This is a genomic window from Mesorhizobium sp. CNPSo 4689 (assembly GCF_057784325.1).
This window is the reverse complement of the sequence record NZ_JBWLUZ010000026.1, coordinates 38,265-57,207: the sequence shown is the minus strand read 5'-3', so window position 1 is coordinate 57,207 and position 18,943 is coordinate 38,265. Positions and strand designations below refer to the sequence as shown.

The window sequence follows — 18,943 nt, the reverse complement described above, 5'->3', positions numbered from 1 at the left end:
CCCGCTTGCCGCGTTCAGCGCCGTCGCACGCTGTCGTTGGTTCTGCCTGCCGACCAGAACGGCGGCCGGGGCCGGAAGGTTCCGCAAACGTTTTAGCGACCGCTAACGGAATGGAAACAGCTCTACGATATTAATTGAAATTCAAGTTGCATGAGGTCCGATGCGTGAGCATGCCTGCCACGGTCCGAGCGGCCGCGTGAAGCATCTTCGAGGCGAGGAACACTAGGGCTGGAAGACTTAGAGCTGGAAGACTTGGGGCTGCAGGATTTCCGGGAGAAGTGAGGTATCGAATGGACCCGTCTGAACCCCGCAAAGAGCGGCGCCTTCATGCACGAGAGATTGTGCTGAAGGAAGCGACCATCACAACGGAGGACGCCGAGATAGGCTGCTCCGTTAGAAATCAGCACGAAAATGGAGCTGAATTGCGCGTCGCTGCCGGCGTGAAAATACCGGATCGCTTTGTGCTTCACATACAAGCTGACGGCGCCACCTATCGCGCCGTCGTCCGGTGGAGGAGAAGCGAGCGACTTGGGGTGCAGCTCTATGGTGGCTCTCCGGACGTTTGACCCATCACGCGCCTCTGCTGCCTCACCAGCCAAAGCGGGCCGATGACGCTCGCGGAACCAAGCCAGTTGGGGCGCGTTCCCTCCTGCAAGCTAAGGAGGACATCATGCTACGAGGAGCGCTACTTTGGCTCATCGGGATTCCGATACCGGTCATCATCATCCTGTGGCTTCTGGGCTATCTGCATTAAGGTGATGCCGGCCTGACCTGAATCTCAACACGCCTTGGCCAGGTGAACTTTCCAGCTAACCGCTTCCAGTTCTGCGCCGGCCGAGTTGAAACACGCTCGCCGCACAATCGCTAAGTCATTGAAATATTGGCGATCCCGACAGGATTCGAACCTGTGACCATCGGCTTAGAAGGCCGGTGCTCTATCCAACTGAGCTACGGGACCGCTGGCCGGCCGTGCCGGCTGATGTCTTCACGCCCGGGCGTTGCCCGGCAATGCCGGTCAGTGCGTCCAGGGCGTCCTGCGGTCATAGCGGAAATTCTCCGCATAGGAAATCTGCCGGCGCTTGGGTTCCTTCGGTTCCTCGACGCGGAAGGCGAGGCCTTCCTTCTCGGCATAGGCTACCGCCTCTTCCCTGGTGTCGAAGGTCAGCCTGATCTGGCTCAGCATGTCGCCCGAGGTGGTGTAGCCCATCAGCGGGTCGATCTTCTTGCGCTGCGCCGGGTCGAATTCCAGCACCCAATGTCCGGTCTTGGCCTTGCCGGATTGCATCGCGGTTTTGGCTGGGCTGAAAATGCGCGCGGACATGACCACCTCGTTGCTCCCTGGGGCGGACGCTCCAGGCACTCCTGAACCGGCGCCTGCCCTCGAAAAACCCGATTCAGGGTCTCGGGGTCGTGCGCCAACCCGTCATTACTGTGCAATGGCGCCGGCGGCAAGGCCGACAGGTCCTGCAGCCGCGTCGAATGACGGTTTGGCGATCACGTCGGACGACGGCTCTTCGACCCGCGCGGACGACGGTTTCCAGCCGCGTCTAGACGACGGTCTTTCGACCGCGTCGAGTTGGCGCGGCGCCGCATGCGGCATATGTCGGATACACTGGCGTGGCAATCACGGTTATGACAATGACGGACATGGTGGCGGAAACCTTGCGGACCGGCGAACCGGCGATCTTCGACGGCGCGATCGTGATCGGTGGCGGCGCCGCCGGGCTCGCTGCCGCGCACGCGCTGGTCAAGGCCGGCGTGGCGGTGCAGGTGCTGGAGCGCGAGAACCGGTTGGCCGAGCCCTGGCACCGGCGGCACGAGAACCTGCATCTCAACACGCATCGCGACCTTTCCGCGCTGCCGGGTGTCACCTACCCCACCGGCACGCCCGGCTTTCCGCACCGAACTGCCGTCATCCGCCACCTCAACGAATTCGCCGAGACACACCGGCTGCCGGTCACGTTCGGCGTCGCCGTGGACGAGATCGTATCCGGCGGCGATCACTGGATCGTGCGGACCAGCACCGGCCCACGGCGCGCGCACCATGTCGTCGTGGCCACCGGGCGCGACCGCCAGCCTTTCATTCCGCAGTGGAAAGGCATGGAGGGCTTTGCCGGACGGATTGTCCATTCGGCGGATTTCGGCTCGGCCAGGGATTATGACGGCAAGACGGTACTGGTGGTCGGCGCCGGCAATTCGGGCTTCGACGCGCTCAATCACCTCGCCGGGGCGAACCCCGGTCAGATGTGGCTGTCGGCGCGCAGCGGCCCGGCACTCCTGCCCAAGCGCATCGGCCGCAAGATCGCCGTGCACCGGTTTTCGCCGCTGCTGGCGCGCCTGCCGGTGTGGCTCGCCGACGCCGTGATCGCGGCTACACAGCGGCTCGCCCTCGGCGACCTCACCAAATTTGGCCTGCCTGCGTCGCCTTCGGGCGGCGCCAGCCGCCTGGCCGGCGACTACACAGCGATCGCCGCCGACGACGGAGCCGCCGCCGCCATCAAGGCAGGCAGGATCATCGTCGTGCCGCAGCTGCGCGAGTTCACGTCGGACGGCGTCATTCTCGACAATGGCCAGACGATCGCGCCCGACGTCGTCATTGCCGCCACCGGCTACCGCACCGGGCTGGAGACGATGGTCGGCAAGCTCGGCGTGCTCGACGGCAAGGGGGTGCCGCTGTTCAACGGTTCCGACAGCGATCCGAAACTACCCGGCCTGTGGTTCACAGGCATGCGGCCGAGCATCCGCGGCTGTTTTTCCAATGCCCGCATCCAGGGCGACGCGCTCGCCCGCAGGATCGCCCGGCAGAAGCGCTAGGCGGCGGGCGGCGACCCCGGCGTGCTTTGCACCCGTCACGCCGCAGCCGTTTGTTGCGGTTGCGTTTTAGGGGTTGCGCGGCAAGGCCCGGAACCTTATACGCCGCAAGGCCTCGGAGTGTAGCGCAGCCTGGTAGCGCATCTGGTTTGGGACCAGAGGGTCGGGAGTTCGAATCTCTCCACTCCGACCATTTCCCTACACGAACGATACGATCCCGGCGATGACGACAGGTCCGTCGCCTCGGCTGCCATGCCTGCCGTTCGATCCCCCGCGCGGTTTCCTGCAACCGCCGTTGGAGCGCGATTTCAGAATGTATCGTTTTAGCACAATTCCCAATTGCTGGACTTGCGCCGGCCGTCGGTGGTTAAATTTTTGCGTCTGACCAGGGAGGGGACAGGGTCGTAGAACGGGAGGAGACAGTGCATGGAATATGAGTTCGAGAGACGCAGTCAAGCTGACGATCAACCATACGAAGTTACCTCTTTCGCCAAAAAATATGGCCTGACGATCCCAGCCGCGGACGCGGTTCTTTTCGCCAAAGGTCCGTCTCGCACGGCATGTGACGCCGCCGCACTGGCTTTCCTCTGCGCGATTGCCGCCAGAAAACAATCGGGACGCTAGCTTCCATGATTCGATAGTGAGGCGCGGCGAAGGTCTTTCTCGCCGCGCATGACCGCCAAAGCGGCCATTTGTCTCCAAAGGCGGCCGCGTCGTGGCCGCCACGCCTGCATCAGCACTGCCGCGTCAGCTCCGGATGAAGGTCAGCAGGTCCGGGTTGATGATCTCCGGATGGGTGGTGCACATGCCGTGCGACAGGCCCTCATAGACCTTCAGCGTGCCGCGCTTGACCAGCTTTGCCGCAAGCAGGGCGGAATCTTCGATCGGCACGATCTGGTCGTCGCCGCCATGCATGATCAGGACGGGCACGTCGAGCTTCCGCAGATCGTCGGTGAAGTCGGTTTCCGAAAAGGCCTTGATGCAGTCGTAGTGGGCCTTGGCGCCGCCCATCATGCCTTGGCGCCACCAATTGTCGATGACCCCTTGCGAAACCTTGGCGCCGTCGCGGTTGAAGCCGTAGAACGGACCCGCCGGAACATCCCGGAAGAACTGGGCCCGGTTGGCGACAAGGGCCGCGCGAAAGCCGTCGAAGACCTCTAGCGGTAGGCCGCCCGGGTTGCTCTCGGACTTGACCATGATGGGCGGCACCGCACCGATCAGCACCGCCTTGGCGACGCGGCCGCCGCCGTGGCGGGCAACGTAGCGCGCCACCTCGCCACCGCCGGTCGAATGGCCGATATGGACGGCATTGCTGAGATCGAGATGTTCGGCAAGTGCCGCAACGTCGGCGGCATAGGTGTCCATCTCGTTGCCGGTCGCGGTCTGCGAGGAGCGGCCATGGCCGCGCCGGTCATGAGCGATGACGCGAAAACCCTTGCCGAGGAAGAACAGCATCTGGTTGTCCCAGTCGTCGGAACTGAGCGGCCAGCCGTGATGGAAAACGATCGGTTGGCCCGCGCCCCAATCCTTGTAGAAGATCTCAGTGCCGTCGCTGGTGGTGAATATGCTCATCGTTCTGCTCCTGAAGTTGGTTTGTCGGGGAAGGTTCGCTCCTTCTGTGGACAAGCTAGAGAAGCTCGGCCATGGTGAGGATTGGCAAAACAGACATCGAACGAGGCAAAACTGACAGATGGCCGCTGTGCGTGATCCGATCGAAATCGGGCTCGTGATCTATCCCGGCGTGCAGCAGGCGGCCGTGCTTGGGCTCACCGATCTTTTCATGCTTGCCGACCAGATGGCGCAGGCGCGCTCGACACAGGCGCCGCGGCTTCGCATCAGCCACTGGCAATTGCAGGAGGATGCCGTCATCCGCAGCTTCGACAGCGAGCCGGCTGGCAGTGGACCCGCAGCCGACAACGGGCCGGCCATGGCCATCCTGCCGCCGACCTTCGGCCAGCCGATAGCGCGCGAGGCGGCAGCGCCCTATGCCGAGTGGCTGAGGGCGCGCCACGCGGCGGGTGCGACGCTGGGCTCGGTCTGCGCCGGCGCCTTCGTGCTTGCCGAAACCGGCCTGCTGTCCAGCCGCGCGGCGACGACGCACTGGGCCTACAGCGAGGCGCTGGCGAAGCGTTTTCCCGATATCCTGCTCGACGCCGACAGGTTGGTCATCGACGATGGCGACATCATCACCGCCGGCGGCTACATGGCCTGGACCGATCTCGGCCTCAAGCTGGTCGACCGAGTGCTTGGTCCGGCGGTCATGATGGCGACGGCGCGCTTCATGCTGGTCGATCCGCCGGGACGCGAGCAGCGTTTCTACAGCCCCTTCGCGCCGCGACTGAACCATGGCGACGAGGCGATCCTCAAGGTGCAGCACTGGCTGCAGGCAAGAGGCGCGCGCGATGTCGCGCTCGGCTCGATGGCTGAGCAGGCCGGCCTGGAGGAACGGACCTTCCTGCGCCGCTTCCGCAACGCCACCGGCCTCAAGCCGACCGAATATTGCCAGCACCTGCGCGTCGGCAAGGCGCGCGACATGCTGGAAATGACGACGCGATCCGTCGACCAGATCGCGTGGCAAGTCGGCTATGACGACCCCGGCTCCTTCCGCAAGGTGTTCGCCAGGATAACGGGGCTGGTGCCGGGCGACTACCGCAGGCGCTATGGCGTGGAGCGGGCGGGCCAGCCCGGGGAGGAGGGCTGAGGTATGGCAGCGACCTGGTCGGCCGGCTCGTCCTGAGCATCCGAGGCGGGATCGATACGCCCATTCGGATGACACAAGAAGGCAAGCTCGCCGGGCGAGGACCCCAACCGCCGCAACTCCTGGCGAGCCTACAACCTGATTTGGAACGCAATCAGGACCGGGGGTTAAGCCGGCAAACTGGTATTGCAAGATGGATGCCAACAATAGCATCCCGAAATGGGACAGCGGCGATGGCCTTCTCCTCCCCCTGAGAAGGGGAAGCCTTCCGTCAACCACCTAAATCTCGAACTCGCCCTGCCCTTGGTCCATGGCGCTGACGGTCTCGGCGGCGAGCGCGCGGGTGATCGGGGTCTTGCGTTCCAGGGCTATGCGGTCGAGCCGCTCCACGACGCGCATGGCGGTCGCCAGCGAGCGCTCGATGCGCCGAACCAGATATTGCACGACATGCGGCTCGACCTCGACCTGGCGGTCGGCGAACAGTTTGGTGATGACGCCGGCGAGCAGGAGGTCGTCGGGCTCGTGGATCTCGACGGTTGCCGCCGCCTTCAGCCGCGAGACGAGGTCAGGCAGCGCCACACCCCAGGCCAGGGGAAAACGCCGCGCTGTCAACAGCAGAGTCGAGCCGGCGCTGCGCACGGCGTTGATGAGGTGGAACAGGCCGGCCTCGTCGATCCGTGCCTTGTCGACATCGTCGATCAGCGCCGGCCTTTCGCCGAGGCCGGCGATGCAGTCTTCGATGCGGTTTGCCTCGATCGCCACTGCGTTGGCCCGCGCGTGCCAAATCGAGGCCAGATGCGTCTTGCCCGAACCAGCCGGGCCGGCCAGCACCACCACCGGCGAAGGCCAATCCGGCCAGCGGTCGACAAGTGCTGCGGCCTGGCTGTTGGTGCCGGAAACGACGAGCTCGTCGCGCGAATAGCCGGTGCCGTGGCCGAGATCGAGCGGCAGCTGGCGCGGCGGGTCGGTTTTCTGGTCAGCCATCAGGCTTGGCCACGCGGTCCCTTGCGGCGGTTGGCCGGCAGCGGCGGGACAGGTTCGGTGGCATGGCCCTTGTAAAGCGGCGATTCGAGATAGCGGGCAATGGCAAAGCGCACCAGCACGGCAACGGCCGCAGAGGCCGGCACGGCGATCAGCAGGCCGACGAAGCCGAACAGCGCGCCGAAGGCAAACAGGGCGAACATCAGCCACACAGGATGCAGGCCGACACTTTTGCCGACCAGCCGCGGCTGCAGGATGTTGCCCTCGATGAACTGGCCGACGAAGAACACGGCGGCCACCGCCACAACCATGATCCAGTCGGGCCAGAACTGAACGAAGGCAACTCCGACGGCCAGCACCAGACCGGTCAGCGAGCCGACATAGGGGATGAAGGAGATCAGCCCGGAAAACAGGCCGATCAGGATGCCGAAATTGAGCCCGGTCAGCGTCAGGCCGGTCGCGTACATGGCGCCCAGCACCAGGCAGAGCGTGCCCTGCCCGCGCACGAAGCCGGCGGTGGCGGTGTTGATGTCCCTGGCGATCGCCCTGACCGTCTGGACATAGTCGCGCGGCACCCAGCTGTCGACGATCGCCACCATGCGGTCCCAGTCGAGCAGCATGTAGAAGGCGACGACCGGCGTGACCACGAACAGGCTGACCACCGAGACCAGCGCCACGCCCGAGCTCCAGATCGAGGTGAACACCGTGGTCAACAGGCCGAAGCCGGAGGTCAGCAGCGAGTTCAGCCCGTCGCGCAGGCTATTGGCGTTGACGCCGAATTTCTGCTCCAGCCATTTCGGATCGTAGCTGGTGATCAGGCTCTGCAGCCGGGTCAGATACTCCGGCAGCTTGCCCGCGAAATCGGCCATCTGCGTGGCCAGAACCGGAACTAGGATGACGAAGGCCAGCACCAGAGTGACGATGAAGGCAATCAGGATGACCACCGTCGCCATCAGCCGGGAGAGGCCGAGCCGCTGCAGCCGGTCGGCGACCGGATCGAGGAAATAGGCAAGCACCATGCCGGCGACGAACGGCAAAAGTATGCTGGAGAAGACATAGAGGAACAGCGCCAGCAGCACGGCGGTGGCCAGCCAGAAGAAGATCTGGCGGCGGAACGCCAGCGACGCAACTTCGCCGGCCGCCGCCGCCTCGGCGGCCGCTTCGATGGATCCTCGATCAGGTGCCCGGTTTGGAGCCTTCGCCATAGCCGCTCATATGCCTCAGCCAGCCCACGAGATAGGCCGCGGCCGAAGCCACGGTCAAGACCCCGGACAGCAATATGAGCGCTGGCCGCAGCGGGTCGAGATGGATGTCGAAGGCAAGCTCGCCCAGCACCACCGCCGCCAGCACGATCTGGATGGCGGTGTTGGCCTTCGACACGAAGAGCGGCTTCATCTCGACCGGATGCGCCATCACGGTCGACAGCAGCACGGCGCAGATGATCAGCGCGTCGCGCGACACCATGGTGACGACCAGCCATAGCGGCAGCTCGCCGATGAAGCCCATGACCACGAACACCGAAACCAGCAGCACCTTGTCGGCCATCGGGTCGAGATAGGCGCCGAGCTCGGAATGCTGGTTGTAGCGGCGGGCGATGAAACCGTCGACGCCGTCGGAAATGCCGGCGACAAGGAAGCCGGCAAAAGCCCAGCCCCAGTGCGCTTGCAACATGGCCAACACCACGGCGGGCACCAGCACGAAGCGCATGATCGTGATCATGTTGGGGATGGTCAACAGTGTACCCCGTCGCTTTTGTTTTGTTGATAGATGATGGAGATGTGGAGTGGGCGCAAGAACTAAGCTCCTCATTCTCCGACTTTGGCGATCGGCTCACCCGAACGCCGCTTTTGTCGGGGGCAAAACTCCCGCGCCGGCGCGTTATCCTTGCGGACCGAAACCGTTCATGCGAAGAGCCCGCAAGCAGAGTGGAAACAGCGACGAGCCAGATATGACGAAGCGCGATACATCCAAGCGCAAGAACGGGCTCACCTATGCCGAGGCGGGCGTCGACATCGATGCCGGCAATCTCATGGTCGAGAAGATCAAGCCGCTGGTGCGGGCGACGCGCCGGCCGGGCGCCGATGGCGAGATCGGCGGCTTTGGCGGCCTGTTCGACCTCAAGGCCGCCGGCTTCACCGATCCGGTGCTGGTCGCCGCCAATGACGGCGTCGGCACCAAGCTGAAGATCGCCATCGATGCGGGAAAACACGACACGATCGGCATCGACCTTGTCGCCATGTGCGTCAACGACATCGTCGTGCAGGGCGCGGAACCGCTGTTCTTCCTCGATTATTTCGCCACCGGCAAGCTCGACCCCGACCAGGGGGCGGCGATCGTCGGCGGCATCGCCGAGGGCTGCCGCCAGGCCGGCTGCGCGCTGATCGGCGGCGAGACGGCCGAGATGCCCGGCATGTATCACGGCAACGACTATGACCTTGCCGGCTTTGCCGTGGGTGCCGCCGAACGCGGCCAGCTCTTGCCGACCGACGACATCGTCGAGGGCGATGTGCTGCTGGGCCTCGCCTCCTCGGGGCTCCACTCCAACGGCTTTTCGCTGGTGCGGCGCATCGTCGGCGTCAGCGGCCTTGCCTGGAGCGACCCGGCGCCGTTCAACGACGAGTCGACGCTGGCCGAGGCGCTGCTCGAGCCGACGCGCATCTACGTCAAGTCGATCCTCAAGGCGATCCGCAACACGCATGGCATCAAGGCGCTGGCGCACATCACCGGCGGCGGCTTCCCGGAAAACATTCCGCGCGTGCTGCCGAAGGATTTCTCCGCCGAACTCGACCTCGAGGCCATCGAGGTGCCGGCGGTGTTCTCGTGGCTGGCCAAGACCGGCGGCGTCGCGCCGGAAGAGATGATGCGCACCTTCAATTGCGGCATCGGCATGATCCTGGCCGTCGCCTCCGGTCAGGCGGCGCAGGTCGCGGCCGTGCTTCAGGAGGCCGGCGAGACGGTGACGCCGATCGGCCGCATCGTGCCGCGTCGCGACGCCGGCGTGATCTATCGGGGCTCGATCGGCTTATGAGCAAGAAACGCACCGTGGTGCTGATTTCGGGACGCGGCTCCAACATGACGGCGCTGATTGCCGCGGCCAGCGACCCGGCCTATCCGGCCGAGATCGTCGGCGTCATCTCCGACCGGGCCAATGCCGCCGGCCTTGCCATCGCGCAGGCGCGGGGCATCCCGACGAAGGTCATCGTGCGCGCCGACTATGCCAGCAAGGAAGCCCATGACGGGGCGATCGACGCCGCGCTTATCGGATTCGGCGCCGAGATCGTGGCGCTCGCCGGCTATATGCGCATCCTCGGTGCGCGCTTTGTCGAGCAGTGGCTGGGGCGGATGGTCAACATCCACCCTGCCCTGCTGCCCGCCTTCAAGGGGCTGGACACCCATGCCCGGGCGCTCCGTGCCGGCATGCGCATCCATGGCTGCACGGTGCATTTCGTCACGCTGGATATGGATGACGGCCCGATCATCGCCCAGGCGGCGGTGCCGGTGATGGTCGGCGACAATGAGGATACGCTGGCCGCGCGGGTGCTCAAGGCCGAGCACCGGCTCTATCCGCTGGCGCTCGGACTGGTCGCCGAAGGCAAGGCGCGCATGGAGAAGGGCCACACCGTGCTCGCGCATTTCGCCGACGATGCGGAGAACGGCACCTCGGTGGTGATGGCGCCGGACCCGCTGCGCGAGGAGCGCGATCTCGAGCAACTGGCGCGGATCACGCCGTAAGAGAGGCTGGCATGGCGACAACCAGGCAACTGCTTGTACTACGCCACGCCAAGTCGAGCTGGGACGACCCGAAGCTCGTCGATTTCGACCGGCCACTCGGCCCCCGCGGGTTGAAGACGGCGCCGCTGATGGGGCGCGAGCTGGCGAGGCGCGGCTGGTTGCCGGATCTGGCGCTGGTCTCGTCGGCGCTGCGCACCCGCGACACCTGGCGGCTGGTCTCGGCGGAACTGCCAAAAAAAGTGCCTGCGGATTTTGCCTTGGCGCTCTACGAAGCCACCGCGGCGGACATTCTGGCGAAGGTGCGGCAGGCAAAGGCGAAGGCGGGCAGCCTGCTGGTGCTTGGCCACAATCCGGGGCTGGAAGAGTTCGCACGCCGGCTTGCCGGCGACGGATCGGATGCCGGGGCGCTGAAGAAGCTCGGAGAGAAATTCCCGACCGCGGCGCTGGCCCGTTTTGACGTCGACGGCGACTGGACTGACCTCACCTTCGGCAGTGGCCTGCTGACGCATTGCATCAGGCCGAAGGAATTGAGCTAGCCGCCCTTCGTTGCAGAAGAGCGGCAGAGAGCGGCGGGACGAGCCCGCCGCCTTGAGGCCTTCTCGGATCGAGCCGATCAGCGATTGCCGAACAGGTTGCGGTCGGCGCCCTGGACCAGCGGCTTCTGGACTGGCGCGTCCGTCGTCCTGATCGAAGCCGTCATGGTGCTGTCTACCACAGCAGTCGTCGGCTGGTTGGCGTTGTTCGAGCCGTAGTTTTCGCTGCCAGCGAAAGCGGCGCCGGTGGCAACGAGGATGGCGGCGGCGGTAAGAGCGATCTTTTTCATGTCAAATACTCCTGGTTTCGGGTTGTGGGGTAATTAGGCTCAAGTACCGGTCATCGGCCCTTGTGCTTCCCTTTCGCCGCCACCTGGAGCGTCGTTACAGCCATCACCGCTTCGTAATGGCCAGTTGATCCGACCTTCCCCAGCCGAAGATGGACTCGATAGCCGGCGGCACAAAAACAGAGCGGCGGGACTAGCCCGCCGCTTTGAGGTCTTTCGAGGACCGAACCGATCAGCGATTGCCGAACAGATTAGCGGCCCCAGATGCCCTGGCCGGATTCCGGCTGGACCGAATCGGGCGTCAACTTGAAGCCGTTGTGCTCGACCGGCTTGCGGATCGAAGCCGTGAAGCTGTGGTCCAAATTTTCGGCAGGCGCGGGAACGGCCGGCTGGTTGACGTTGTTCGAACCATAGTGGTCGCTGCCAGCGAAAGCGCTGCCCGTGGCAACGAGAATGGCGGCGGCGGTAAGAGCGATCTTGGTCATTTCAGGTACTCCAGTAGTTCACTGTTCTGTCCGTCAAGTGGCGTGCCCTTGGGAGGAATTCGCGTCGCTCGGACCACCCCGAGATGGGTCTGTGGTACTGCCATTTCCAGTCACGAAGATGTGCCCGAAAACCTCTGAAATGGCGCTTGAAATCCGGCTGGTGGTTTCCTGCGCCATAATCTTTCCGAGCGATTTCATGTGGTTAGGTGAATACACCTCGTTCCGGCGACAAGATTTTCCGAGCCGGCGTTCACGCCGTCGTGCACGGTTCGTCAACGGAAATCGAACCGAACGGTTCGGTTTTATGCGATTGACGGGAGTTTCGCCATCCAAAGGCCAGCGATAATGTTCGCCAGCTTGGAGTTTGCCTTGCGCGCGGATCGATATTATCCGTTGTCACGGGCATCCAATCGGACGCTGCTGGCCGCGTTCGTCGGAAACACCGATGAGACCCGGCAGGCAGCATTCCTGAACAGCGATAGAAAATGCGGCTGCTGCTTGTCGAAGACAATCGCGAACTGGCCGATTGGCTGGGCAAGACCTTGCGCCAGGCGAACTATGTCGTCGACGTCGTGCATGACGGCGAGGATGTCGAGCATGCCTTGGCCGCCGGCGACCATGCGCTGGTTATCCTCGACCTGGCGCTGCCACGCATGGGCGGGATGGAGGTGTTGCGCATGCTCAGGGCGCGTGGCAACCGGGTGCCGGTCATCGTACTGACCGCCAACGCGAGCCTCGACGGTCGCGTCAAGGGCCTCAACGAAGGCGCCGACGACTATCTGGCCAAGCCGTTCCAGATCGAGGAACTGGAGGCGCGAATCCGCGTCCAACTGCGGCGCGTTAACGACCGGACCGCGCCCGTCGTCGCCTGCGGCGATCTCGTCTTCGACACCAACACGCGGCTGTTTTCGGTGGCCGGTGACGCGCTGGCGCTGACGCCGCGTGAGCATGCGGTGCTGGAGCAATTGATGGTCAAGGCGGGGCGCACGGTGAGCAAGGCGGCGCTATCGTCGGCGATCTTCGATTTCGAGACAGACGCCGACCCCAGCGCCATCGAGATCTATGTCCACCGGCTGCGCAAGAAGCTCGAGGGATCGCGGGTCCAGATCGCCACCTTGCGTGGCCTCGGCTATCTCCTGCGCGATGCAAGTTAGAAGCCTCCGCCTGCAGCTGCTGGCCTGGGTGGTGCTGCCACTCGCCGGGCTCGCCACCATCAATCTGTGGACCAGCCACCGCAGCGCGCTGGCGACTGCGGACCTGGTCACGGATCGCATGCTGGTGGGGTCGGCGCGCGCGATCGCCGAGCAGGTCGCCATCGTCGACGGCGTGCTCGACGCCACGGTGCCGCCGGCGGCGATCGAGATGTTCGACACCGGCGACCGCGACAGCGTCTACTATCGTGTCGAGACCGCCGGCGGGCGGCTGCTGACCGGCTATCCCGACCTGCCGGTGGCGCCGGGGCGCCCAACCATGAAAAATGTCTATCGCGACCACGAACTGCGGCTGCTGACATACAGCCACGCCGTGGTCGGCGCCGGCGTGGACTCGCCGATCTCCGTCACCGTCGGCGTCACGCTGGCCGGACATGACGCCATGGTGCGGCATTTGTGGTTCAGCGCCTTTGCCCAGCAACTGGCGTTGGTGGCGATTGCCGGCATCTTCGTGCTGCTCGGCCTGCGCCGCGGCCTGGCGCCGCTGATCCGGCTGCGCGACGCCGTGCGCTCGCCAAGCCGCAGCGACCTCGATCCGATCGAAGTCACCGGCGCGCAGAGCGAGATCCGGCCGCTAATCGATGCGCTCAACGTCTATATGGAACGCGTGCGAGCGCAGATGGCGGCGCAGCGCCGCTTCATCGCCAATGCCGCGCATCAGTTGCGCACGCCGCTGGCGCTGCTGTCGACGCAGGCGAGCTACGCGCTGCGCGAAGGTGCCGCCGAGGCGCGCCAGGAGGCGCTGGTGGCGCTGCAGGCCAGTTCCGGCCGGCTGGCGCGGCTGGCTGAACAGCTGCTCACCCTGTCGCGGGCCGAGCCCGGCAGCCGGCGGCCGCGCGCCGACCGTGTCGACCTGACCGAGGCCGCCCGCCATGTGCTGGAGACGCAGGCGCCTGCGGCTCTCGCGCGCAACATCGATCTCGGTCTTGACGAAACCGGGCCGGTGGCGGTGGTCGGTGACGGCACCATGCTGCGCGAGCTAATCGTCAACCTTGTCGACAATGCGTTGCGCTACACGCCGGCCGGCGGCACCGTCACCGTCAAGCTGGCCGCCATCAATGGCGAAGCGGTCCTGACGGTCGCCGACGACGGGCCGGGCATCCCGGCGGACGAGCGCGAGCATGTCTTCGAGCGCTTCTACCGCCTGGCCGGCGCGACCGAGGAAGGCAGCGGGCTTGGCTTGGCAATCGTGCGCGAGGTGGTCGAAAATGCCGGCGGCCGCGTCACCCTTGCGGATGGCGCGGCCGGCGGCCTGGTGGTCGAGGTGCGGCTGCCTTTGGCCTGATCAGGCCCCCTGCTCGTTGAACGGAGCCGGGCGCCATTTGACGACATAGTTCTCGAAGCGGGTGATGATGAATTCCACCACAAGCGCCATCACCGCCAGGATGACCATGGCGGCGAAGACGCCGTTGGCATTGAAGGCGCCCTGCGCCGTCGAGATCAGCAGGCCCATGCCTTGCTTGGCGCCGAGGAATTCGCCGACCACGGCGCCGACCAGCGCGAAGCCGAAACTGACATGGAGACTCGCCAGGATCCAGCTCATCGCCGACGGGATGATGACGGAGCGGGTGATCTGGAACGGCGAGGCGCCAAGAATCTGGGCGTTGGCGATCATCGCCCGGTCGGCTTCACGCACGCCCTGGAAGGCATTGGCGAAGACGACGAAGAACACCATCACCACCGCCAGCGCCACCTTGGAAGCCATGCCGAGGCCAAGCGCGATGATGAACACCGAGCCAAGCACGACGCGCGGCACGGAATTGGCGATCTTGATGTAGATCGAAAACACGTCGGCGAGCAGCCGGTTGCGGCCAAGGATGATGCCGGCGGCGATGCCGCCAAGGGCGCCGATGACGAAGCCGAGGAAGGTTTCCTCCAGCGTCACATAGATCTGCAGCCAGAGCGGGCCTTGCGAAGTGCCTTCGGTGATCCACGACCAGATCTGCTGCCAGATGCCGGAGGGGCTGGCGAAGAAGAACGGGTCGATGAAATTGTAATCGGCACCGAGTTCCCACAGGCCGAGGAAGACGACGAGGATAGCCAGGCGCAAGCCGATGACCAGCGCATGGCGAAGGCGCAGCCGCGCCTTCGCCATGCTTTCGGCAACGGCGATCGAGGCGTCGCGGACGGCAGCATGGTCGGCGGTGGGAGAGATGGCGGTCATGGCGGTGTCTCCTCTCAATGGCCGGTCTGCAAAGTGCGGCTCTGGCCGAGCTGCACTTCCTCGCGCAGATCGTTCCAGATCACCTTGGCGATCTCGACGAATTTCGGGTCGTAGCGGATGTCGGCCATGACGCGCGGGCGCGGCAGGTCGATGCGGTAGACGCTCTTGACCGTGCCCGGCCCCGCCGTCAGCACATAGACCTTGTCGGCCAGCGCCACCGCCTCCTCGAGGTCGTGGGTGACGAAGACGACGGAGGATTTCTGCTCCGACCACAGACCCAGCAACTCGTCCTGCATGGCCGTGCGGGTCTGCATGTCGAGTGCGCTGAACGGCTCGTCCATCAGCAGGATCTTGGGCTGGTTGATGAAGGTCTGGGCGAGCGCGACGCGCTTGCGCATGCCGCCGGAGAGCTGGTGGGGATAATGCTTTTCAAAGCGGCCGAGGCCGACGCGGCCGATCCAGTCACGCGCCCGCTCATAGGCCTGCGCCTTCGGCGTGCCGCGATAGAGCGGGCCGGCGGCGACATTGTCGATGACGCTGCGCCACGGAAACAGCGCATCGGCCTGGAAGACGAAGCCGATGTCGCGACTGATGTCGGTGACCGGGTTGCCCATGACACGGACATTGCCGGTGGTCGGTCTGAGCAGGCCGGTGACGAGGTTGAGTGTCGTCGACTTGCCGCAGCCGGTCGGCCCGACGACGCAGGCGAACTCGCCACGCGCCACCGTCATGGTGAAATCGCGGATCGCCGTCATCATGTGGCCGTCGGGCGTGACGAAGCGCAGCGTCACGTCGTCAATGGCGATCGCCGCATCGGCCGGTGGCGCGGCCTGAGACAGCCTCTCGGCCGCCATGGGTTGCAGTTGCATGGCACACTCCTGTCGCAATGGGGCAAGGGAGCCCGCAGCGCAGCCGCGGGTCTCCTGGTGGTCTGGCAAGGGCCGCGCTGCCTGTTTGTTCAAGCGAACGGCGCAAACCCTTGTTCTTCAACGGGCGATACAGAAACCGATGCCCGTGGGTGCGACGCTACTTGGCGGCGTCGACGAACGCAGTCGTGTAGGTCTTCGACAGGTCGATCTGCTTGCCCTGCAGGCTCTTGGAGAATGTCGAGAGGACCTTGAGCACGGTCGGCGGGCCGTCGGCCGGCATGCGGCCGTCGGGCGTGAACATCGCCTTGCCGCCGGCCAGCCCCCGCACGTAGAGATCCCTGTTGCCGGCATAATAGTCCTTCGGCATCTTGTCGGCGATCTCCTCGGCCGAATGGGTGGCGATGAATTTCATCGTCTTGACGAAGGCATTGGCGAGCTTCTGTGCCTCGTCCTTGTGGTCATCGAGCCAGGCGGATTGGACGTAGAAGGACGCCGCCGGATAGGGCCCGCCGAGCGCTTCCTTGGTCTTTTCAGGGGTACGCATGTCGACGAGGACGCTGGCCTCGCCGGTCTTCAGCAACTGGGCGATGGTCGGTTCGGTGGTCATGCCGGCCTGGATCTGATCCTGCTTGACTGCGGCGATGAAGGTGTTGCCGGCACCGACCGGCAGCAGCGTGTAGTCGCCGGGCTTCAGCCCGTTGCGAACGGCAAGATACTGACTGAGGAAATCGGTCGAGGAGCCAAGGCCGGTGACGCCGAGCGTGGCGCCCTTGAAGTCGGCCGGCGACTTGATCTCGGGGTGCTTGGCGGAGACCAGTTCGACCTCGCCCGGCGCGTGGCTGAACTGGACGATCGACTGGATGTATTTGCCCTTCGACTGCAGGTCGACGGTGTGGTCGTAGAAGCCGACGACGCCCTGCACGGCGCCGGCCAGCAGTTCATTCTCGGCCTCGACGCCGGCGCGCGAATTGACGAGTTCGACGTCGAGCCCCTGGTCCTTGAAGTAGCCGAGCTGCTGGGCGAGCACGGCCGGCAGATAGATCTGCTTTTCCATGCCGCCAACGATGATGGTGATCTTGTCGGCCGCAGATGCCGCCGAGGCACCCGTTGCGGCGATGGCCAACGCCAGCGCCGCTGAACGCAAGGCGCACTTCGAGATGATACCTGTCACGAAACTTCCTCCACCTGGGCGGCGCACCAAAAGGCCGCGCCGCATTTCCTCCTCACCGGCCACCAGGACCGGTCACGCGGTGAACACCGCGGCACCGTCATGGCATAGCCAAGCTTTCAGCTGGCTTTCAGCTGGCTTTCAGCCGTTCGATGGCCGGGAGTAACCGAAATCAGCCGGGATTGCTCATCACGAGGCGTTGAACCCAAGCACATCGCGCATGTCGTATTCGCCGGGCGGGCGTCCAGCCACCCAAAGGGCGGCGGCGATGGCGCCGCGCGCGAACATGATACGGTCGCCGACCGAATGCGACAGGGTGACCACCTCGCCCTCGGTGCAGAAGCTGACGCTGTGCTCGCCGACGATGCTGCCACCGCGCACTACCGCGAAGCCGATTTCGCCTTGCGGGCGCGGGCCGATGATGCCGTCGCGAACGCGCCGCGCCACGACGTCGAGTTCGATGCCGCGTCCCCTGGAAGCGGCCTCGCCCAGCATCAGCGCCGTGCCCGACGGCGCGTCGACTTTGGAGCGATGATGCGCCTCGAATATCTCGACATCCCAATCCTCGGGACCGAGTGCGCTGGCCGCCTGCTCGACCAGTCCAACCAGCAAGTTGAGCCCGAGCGAGTAGCTGCCGGAGCGCACGATGGCGATGGTTTTGGCCGCAGCGGCAATCGCGGCAAGTTCCCCGTCGTTGAAACCGGTCGAGCCGATCACCAGTGCCGGCCCGCCACGCGCCGCGCAGGCTTCTGCGAGTTCAGCGGATGCGGCCGGCGTGGTGAAGTCGATGACCACGTCGACAGCGGCCAGTGCATCATCTCGACTGACCAGCCCTTCGCCGGTGACGCCGGGCCGATGGAAACGGGCGGCCAGCGCCAGCCGCGGATCAGCCTCGATGGCTTCCACCATCTGGCGACCCATGCGGCCAAGCGCGCCGGCGATGGCTATCCTGAGGGGTGGCATGGCGTGTCCTATTGAAAGGCGAGTCGGAACAATCGTCTAGCACGCCGCCTTGCCAAATTGATTCAGGCGGCAGTCGCGCCGTTGGTCTTCAGCATCATGCCGGCGATCTCCTTCACCAGCTTGGCGGCAACCAGTGCCGTCAGGTTCGAGACATCCTGGTTTGAATTGTATTCGACGACATCGGCGGCGACGATTCGTTGGTCGATGCCGTGGATGAGGCTGATCACCTGCCGGGTCGACAGCCCACCGGGCTCGCGATGGGAGACGCCAGGCGCAAAGGCCGGATCGAGACCGTCGAGATCCACCGAGAGGTAGACGGGCGTCTTGAGGTCGAGCCGCAAGCCCTCGCTGAAATGGCGCGCCTCGACCACCTCGACGCCGAACCGCCTGATCTGGTCGCGAAGGTCGTCATTGAGGGTGCGCAGGCCGATCTGGATCAGCCGGTCGGCCAACCGCTCCTCCATGATGCGGGCGAAGGACGAGGTGTGCGAGCGCAGATTGCCCTGATAGGCAGGATAGATGTCGGGGTGGGCGTCGATCTGGACGATCGTCAGGCTGGGGTGGCGGCGACGCACGGTGCGCAGAACCGGCCAGGCGATGGCATGGTCGCCGCCGAGGCTGATCAGCGGATGGCCGGCATCCAACGCGCGGCCGACCTCATTTTCGATCTGATCCCACGGGTCGCCGGCGCCTGCGAAGTCGATGTCGCCATGGTCGACGAAGCGATCCGTCAGATCGAAGCCGGTTTCGCTCCACGAGCTGTGGGCGTCGCTGTGCAGTTCGCGCCTGATCAGTGCCGGCGCTGCCGCCGCGCCGCGCAGATAGGACGAGTTCTCGTCATGCGGTATTCCCAGAAGCGAAATCCCGGCCATGGCATCCTTCCTCGTCTCAGCTGAGGGGAGCCTCTATAGACGCGGGAGCTGGCAGCCGCGACGGCAGGCATTTGGGCCAGATGCCAAATCTGGAAGCCACCGCTATGCGGTTCATCGTTTCACGGAAACGCCGAACCGCTCTATCTCTTTGTTTTGACGCAATTCCGGA

21 protein-coding genes and 2 tRNA genes are annotated in these 18,943 nt (G+C 65.0%); 10 read left to right on the top strand and 13 right to left on the bottom strand.

Going from position 1 to position 18,943, the window contains the following annotated elements; translation table 11 throughout:
• The first annotated feature begins 290 nt into the window (after positions 1-290).
• Positions 291-566, top strand: coding sequence for a PilZ domain-containing protein (locus tag AC04SI_RS25275; RefSeq protein WP_246800961.1), 276 nt, complete (start codon positions 291-293; stop codon positions 564-566).
• 315 nt (positions 567-881) lie between these two features.
• Here AC04SI_RS25275 and AC04SI_RS25270 read toward each other — a convergent pair.
• Positions 882-958: transfer RNA gene (locus tag AC04SI_RS25270), tRNA-Arg, on the bottom strand.
• Between the two features lie 57 nt (positions 959-1,015).
• A complete protein-coding gene (locus tag AC04SI_RS25265) occupies positions 1,016-1,321 on the bottom strand; it encodes an ETC complex I subunit (protein WP_006201534.1) in 306 nt (101 codons plus the stop codon).
• Positions 1,322-1,647: 326 nt separating this feature from the next.
• On the opposite strand from AC04SI_RS25265, the gene AC04SI_RS25260 reads away from it, so the two are divergent.
• From AC04SI_RS25260 to AC04SI_RS25250, 3 genes are all read left to right on the top strand, one after another.
• Positions 1,648-2,814, top strand: a complete 1,167-nt coding sequence (locus AC04SI_RS25260) for a flavin-containing monooxygenase (RefSeq protein ID WP_488475086.1) — start codon at positions 1,648-1,650, stop codon at positions 2,812-2,814.
• A gap of 113 nt (positions 2,815-2,927) precedes the next feature.
• Positions 2,928-3,004 (top strand) — tRNA-Pro (locus AC04SI_RS25255).
• Positions 3,005-3,237: 233 nt separating this feature from the next.
• The gene (locus AC04SI_RS25250) at positions 3,238-3,435 is read left to right on the top strand and encodes a hypothetical protein (protein ID WP_192181409.1); all 198 of its coding nucleotides are present in this window, start codon (positions 3,238-3,240) and stop codon (positions 3,433-3,435) included.
• A 123-nt stretch (positions 3,436-3,558) separates the two neighbouring features.
• Here AC04SI_RS25250 and AC04SI_RS25245 read toward each other — a convergent pair whose 3' ends face one another.
• Positions 3,559-4,383: an alpha/beta fold hydrolase gene (locus AC04SI_RS25245; protein WP_404280991.1), complete on the bottom strand. Its 825-nt coding sequence runs from the start codon at positions 4,381-4,383 to the stop codon at positions 3,559-3,561.
• A gap of 118 nt (positions 4,384-4,501) precedes the next feature.
• Here AC04SI_RS25245 and AC04SI_RS25240 point away from each other — a divergent pair, with 118 nt between their 5' ends.
• Positions 4,502-5,512, top strand: a complete 1,011-nt coding sequence (locus AC04SI_RS25240) for a GlxA family transcriptional regulator (protein ID WP_404280988.1) — start codon at positions 4,502-4,504, stop codon at positions 5,510-5,512.
• Positions 5,513-5,788: 276 nt separating this feature from the next.
• Here AC04SI_RS25240 and hdaA read toward each other — a convergent pair whose 3' ends face one another.
• Genes hdaA through AC04SI_RS25225 form a run of 3 tightly spaced genes read right to left on the bottom strand, consistent with a single transcriptional unit; the run spans position 5,789 to position 8,224 of the window.
• Positions 5,789-6,493, bottom strand: a complete 705-nt coding sequence (hdaA, locus tag AC04SI_RS25235) for a DnaA regulatory inactivator HdaA (RefSeq protein ID WP_404280985.1) — start codon at positions 6,491-6,493, stop codon at positions 5,789-5,791.
• Entirely contained in the window at positions 6,493-7,695 is a 1,203-nt protein-coding gene (locus AC04SI_RS25230; protein ID WP_404280983.1) for an AI-2E family transporter, read from the bottom strand. The genes hdaA and AC04SI_RS25230 overlap by 1 nt, the downstream gene beginning before the upstream one ends.
• On the bottom strand, positions 7,667-8,224 hold the full coding sequence (locus AC04SI_RS25225; RefSeq protein ID WP_404280980.1) for a CDP-alcohol phosphatidyltransferase family protein: 558 nt from the start codon (positions 8,222-8,224) through the stop codon (positions 7,667-7,669). Before AC04SI_RS25225 ends, AC04SI_RS25230 begins: the two co-directional genes overlap by 29 nt.
• A gap of 214 nt (positions 8,225-8,438) precedes the next feature.
• Here AC04SI_RS25225 and purM point away from each other — a divergent pair, with 214 nt between their 5' ends.
• Genes purM through AC04SI_RS25210 form a run of 3 tightly spaced genes read left to right on the top strand, consistent with a single transcriptional unit; the run spans position 8,439 to position 10,758 of the window.
• On the top strand, positions 8,439-9,518 hold the full coding sequence (gene purM / locus AC04SI_RS25220) for a phosphoribosylformylglycinamidine cyclo-ligase (protein ID WP_192181403.1): 1,080 nt from the start codon (positions 8,439-8,441) through the stop codon (positions 9,516-9,518).
• Positions 9,515-10,222 carry a phosphoribosylglycinamide formyltransferase gene (gene purN / locus AC04SI_RS25215; RefSeq protein ID WP_404280976.1) on the top strand — a complete coding sequence of 236 codons (708 nt, stop codon included), beginning with the start codon at positions 9,515-9,517 and terminating at the stop codon, positions 10,220-10,222. Before purM ends, purN begins: the two co-directional genes overlap by 4 nt.
• A gap of 11 nt (positions 10,223-10,233) precedes the next feature.
• Entirely contained in the window at positions 10,234-10,758 is a 525-nt protein-coding gene (locus AC04SI_RS25210) for a SixA phosphatase family protein (protein ID WP_488475072.1), read from the top strand.
• A 77-nt stretch (positions 10,759-10,835) separates the two neighbouring features.
• On the opposite strand, the gene AC04SI_RS25205 is transcribed toward AC04SI_RS25210, so the two are convergent.
• On the bottom strand, positions 10,836-11,045 hold the full coding sequence (locus AC04SI_RS25205; protein WP_404280971.1) for a DUF680 domain-containing protein: 210 nt from the start codon (positions 11,043-11,045) through the stop codon (positions 10,836-10,838).
• A gap of 248 nt (positions 11,046-11,293) precedes the next feature.
• On the bottom strand, positions 11,294-11,527 hold the full coding sequence (locus AC04SI_RS25200) for a DUF680 domain-containing protein (protein WP_404280968.1): 234 nt from the start codon (positions 11,525-11,527) through the stop codon (positions 11,294-11,296).
• 485 nt (positions 11,528-12,012) lie between these two features.
• Here AC04SI_RS25200 and AC04SI_RS25195 point away from each other — a divergent pair, with 485 nt between their 5' ends.
• Together AC04SI_RS25195 and AC04SI_RS25190 are read left to right on the top strand one after the other, a co-directional pair.
• Complete coding sequence (locus tag AC04SI_RS25195; RefSeq protein ID WP_404280966.1) at positions 12,013-12,681, top strand: response regulator; 669 nt, start codon at positions 12,013-12,015, stop codon at positions 12,679-12,681.
• Positions 12,671-14,023: a sensor histidine kinase gene (locus tag AC04SI_RS25190; protein ID WP_404280963.1), complete on the top strand. Its 1,353-nt coding sequence runs from the start codon at positions 12,671-12,673 to the stop codon at positions 14,021-14,023. The genes AC04SI_RS25195 and AC04SI_RS25190 overlap by 11 nt, the downstream gene beginning before the upstream one ends.
• Here the strand turns inward: AC04SI_RS25190 and AC04SI_RS25185 are convergent, their stop codons facing one another.
• The 5 genes from AC04SI_RS25185 to AC04SI_RS25165 all read right to left on the bottom strand — a co-directional run bounded on the left by AC04SI_RS25185 (position 14,024) and on the right by AC04SI_RS25165 (position 18,774).
• Entirely contained in the window at positions 14,024-14,902 is an 879-nt protein-coding gene (locus tag AC04SI_RS25185; protein WP_404280960.1) for an ABC transporter permease, read from the bottom strand.
• A gap of 14 nt (positions 14,903-14,916) precedes the next feature.
• Entirely contained in the window at positions 14,917-15,771 is an 855-nt protein-coding gene (locus tag AC04SI_RS25180; protein ID WP_404280957.1) for an ABC transporter ATP-binding protein, read from the bottom strand.
• Positions 15,772-15,928: 157 nt separating this feature from the next.
• Positions 15,929-16,942 carry an ABC transporter substrate-binding protein gene (locus tag AC04SI_RS25175; protein ID WP_488475071.1) on the bottom strand — a complete coding sequence of 338 codons (1,014 nt, stop codon included), beginning with the start codon at positions 16,940-16,942 and terminating at the stop codon, positions 15,929-15,931.
• Between the two features lie 186 nt (positions 16,943-17,128).
• Positions 17,129-17,902, bottom strand: a complete 774-nt coding sequence (gene dapB / locus AC04SI_RS25170; RefSeq protein ID WP_404280951.1) for a 4-hydroxy-tetrahydrodipicolinate reductase — start codon at positions 17,900-17,902, stop codon at positions 17,129-17,131.
• A 62-nt stretch (positions 17,903-17,964) separates the two neighbouring features.
• Positions 17,965-18,774 (bottom strand): agmatinase family protein, encoded by an 810-nt coding sequence (locus tag AC04SI_RS25165; RefSeq protein ID WP_488475070.1) that lies wholly within the window; start codon positions 18,772-18,774, stop codon positions 17,965-17,967.
• Positions 18,775-18,943 lie beyond the last annotated feature (169 nt).

Bases quoted from the DNA above. Each gene is read 5' to 3' on its own strand.
- AC04SI_RS25275 (WP_246800961.1), top strand. From the start codon at position 291: ATGGACCCGTCTGAACCCCGCAAAGAGCGGCGCCTTCATGCACGAGAG.
- AC04SI_RS25265 (WP_006201534.1), bottom strand. From the start codon at position 1,321: ATGTCCGCGCGCATTTTCAGCCCAGCCAAAACCGCGATGCAATCCGGC.
- AC04SI_RS25260 (WP_488475086.1), top strand. From the start codon at position 1,648: ATGGTGGCGGAAACCTTGCGGACCGGCGAACCGGCGATCTTCGACGGC.
- AC04SI_RS25250 (WP_192181409.1), top strand. From the start codon at position 3,238: ATGGAATATGAGTTCGAGAGACGCAGTCAAGCTGACGATCAACCATAC.
- AC04SI_RS25245 (WP_404280991.1), bottom strand. From the start codon at position 4,383: ATGAGCATATTCACCACCAGCGACGGCACTGAGATCTTCTACAAGGAT.
- AC04SI_RS25240 (WP_404280988.1), top strand. From the start codon at position 4,502: ATGGCCGCTGTGCGTGATCCGATCGAAATCGGGCTCGTGATCTATCCC.
- hdaA (WP_404280985.1), bottom strand. From the start codon at position 6,493: ATGGCTGACCAGAAAACCGACCCGCCGCGCCAGCTGCCGCTCGATCTC.
- AC04SI_RS25230 (WP_404280983.1), bottom strand. From the start codon at position 7,695: ATGGCGAAGGCTCCAAACCGGGCACCTGATCGAGGATCCATCGAAGCG.
- purM (WP_192181403.1), top strand. From the start codon at position 8,439: ATGACGAAGCGCGATACATCCAAGCGCAAGAACGGGCTCACCTATGCC.
- purN (WP_404280976.1), top strand. From the start codon at position 9,515: ATGAGCAAGAAACGCACCGTGGTGCTGATTTCGGGACGCGGCTCCAAC.
- AC04SI_RS25210 (WP_488475072.1), top strand. From the start codon at position 10,234: ATGGCGACAACCAGGCAACTGCTTGTACTACGCCACGCCAAGTCGAGC.
- AC04SI_RS25205 (WP_404280971.1), bottom strand. From the start codon at position 11,045: ATGAAAAAGATCGCTCTTACCGCCGCCGCCATCCTCGTTGCCACCGGC.
- AC04SI_RS25200 (WP_404280968.1), bottom strand. From the start codon at position 11,527: ATGACCAAGATCGCTCTTACCGCCGCCGCCATTCTCGTTGCCACGGGC.
- AC04SI_RS25195 (WP_404280966.1), top strand. From the start codon at position 12,013: ATGCGGCTGCTGCTTGTCGAAGACAATCGCGAACTGGCCGATTGGCTG.
- AC04SI_RS25190 (WP_404280963.1), top strand. From the start codon at position 12,671: ATGCAAGTTAGAAGCCTCCGCCTGCAGCTGCTGGCCTGGGTGGTGCTG.
- AC04SI_RS25185 (WP_404280960.1), bottom strand. From the start codon at position 14,902: ATGACCGCCATCTCTCCCACCGCCGACCATGCTGCCGTCCGCGACGCC.
- AC04SI_RS25180 (WP_404280957.1), bottom strand. From the start codon at position 15,771: ATGCAACTGCAACCCATGGCGGCCGAGAGGCTGTCTCAGGCCGCGCCA.
- dapB (WP_404280951.1), bottom strand. From the start codon at position 17,902: ATGCCACCCCTCAGGATAGCCATCGCCGGCGCGCTTGGCCGCATGGGT.
- AC04SI_RS25165 (WP_488475070.1), bottom strand. From the start codon at position 18,774: ATGGCCGGGATTTCGCTTCTGGGAATACCGCATGACGAGAACTCGTCC.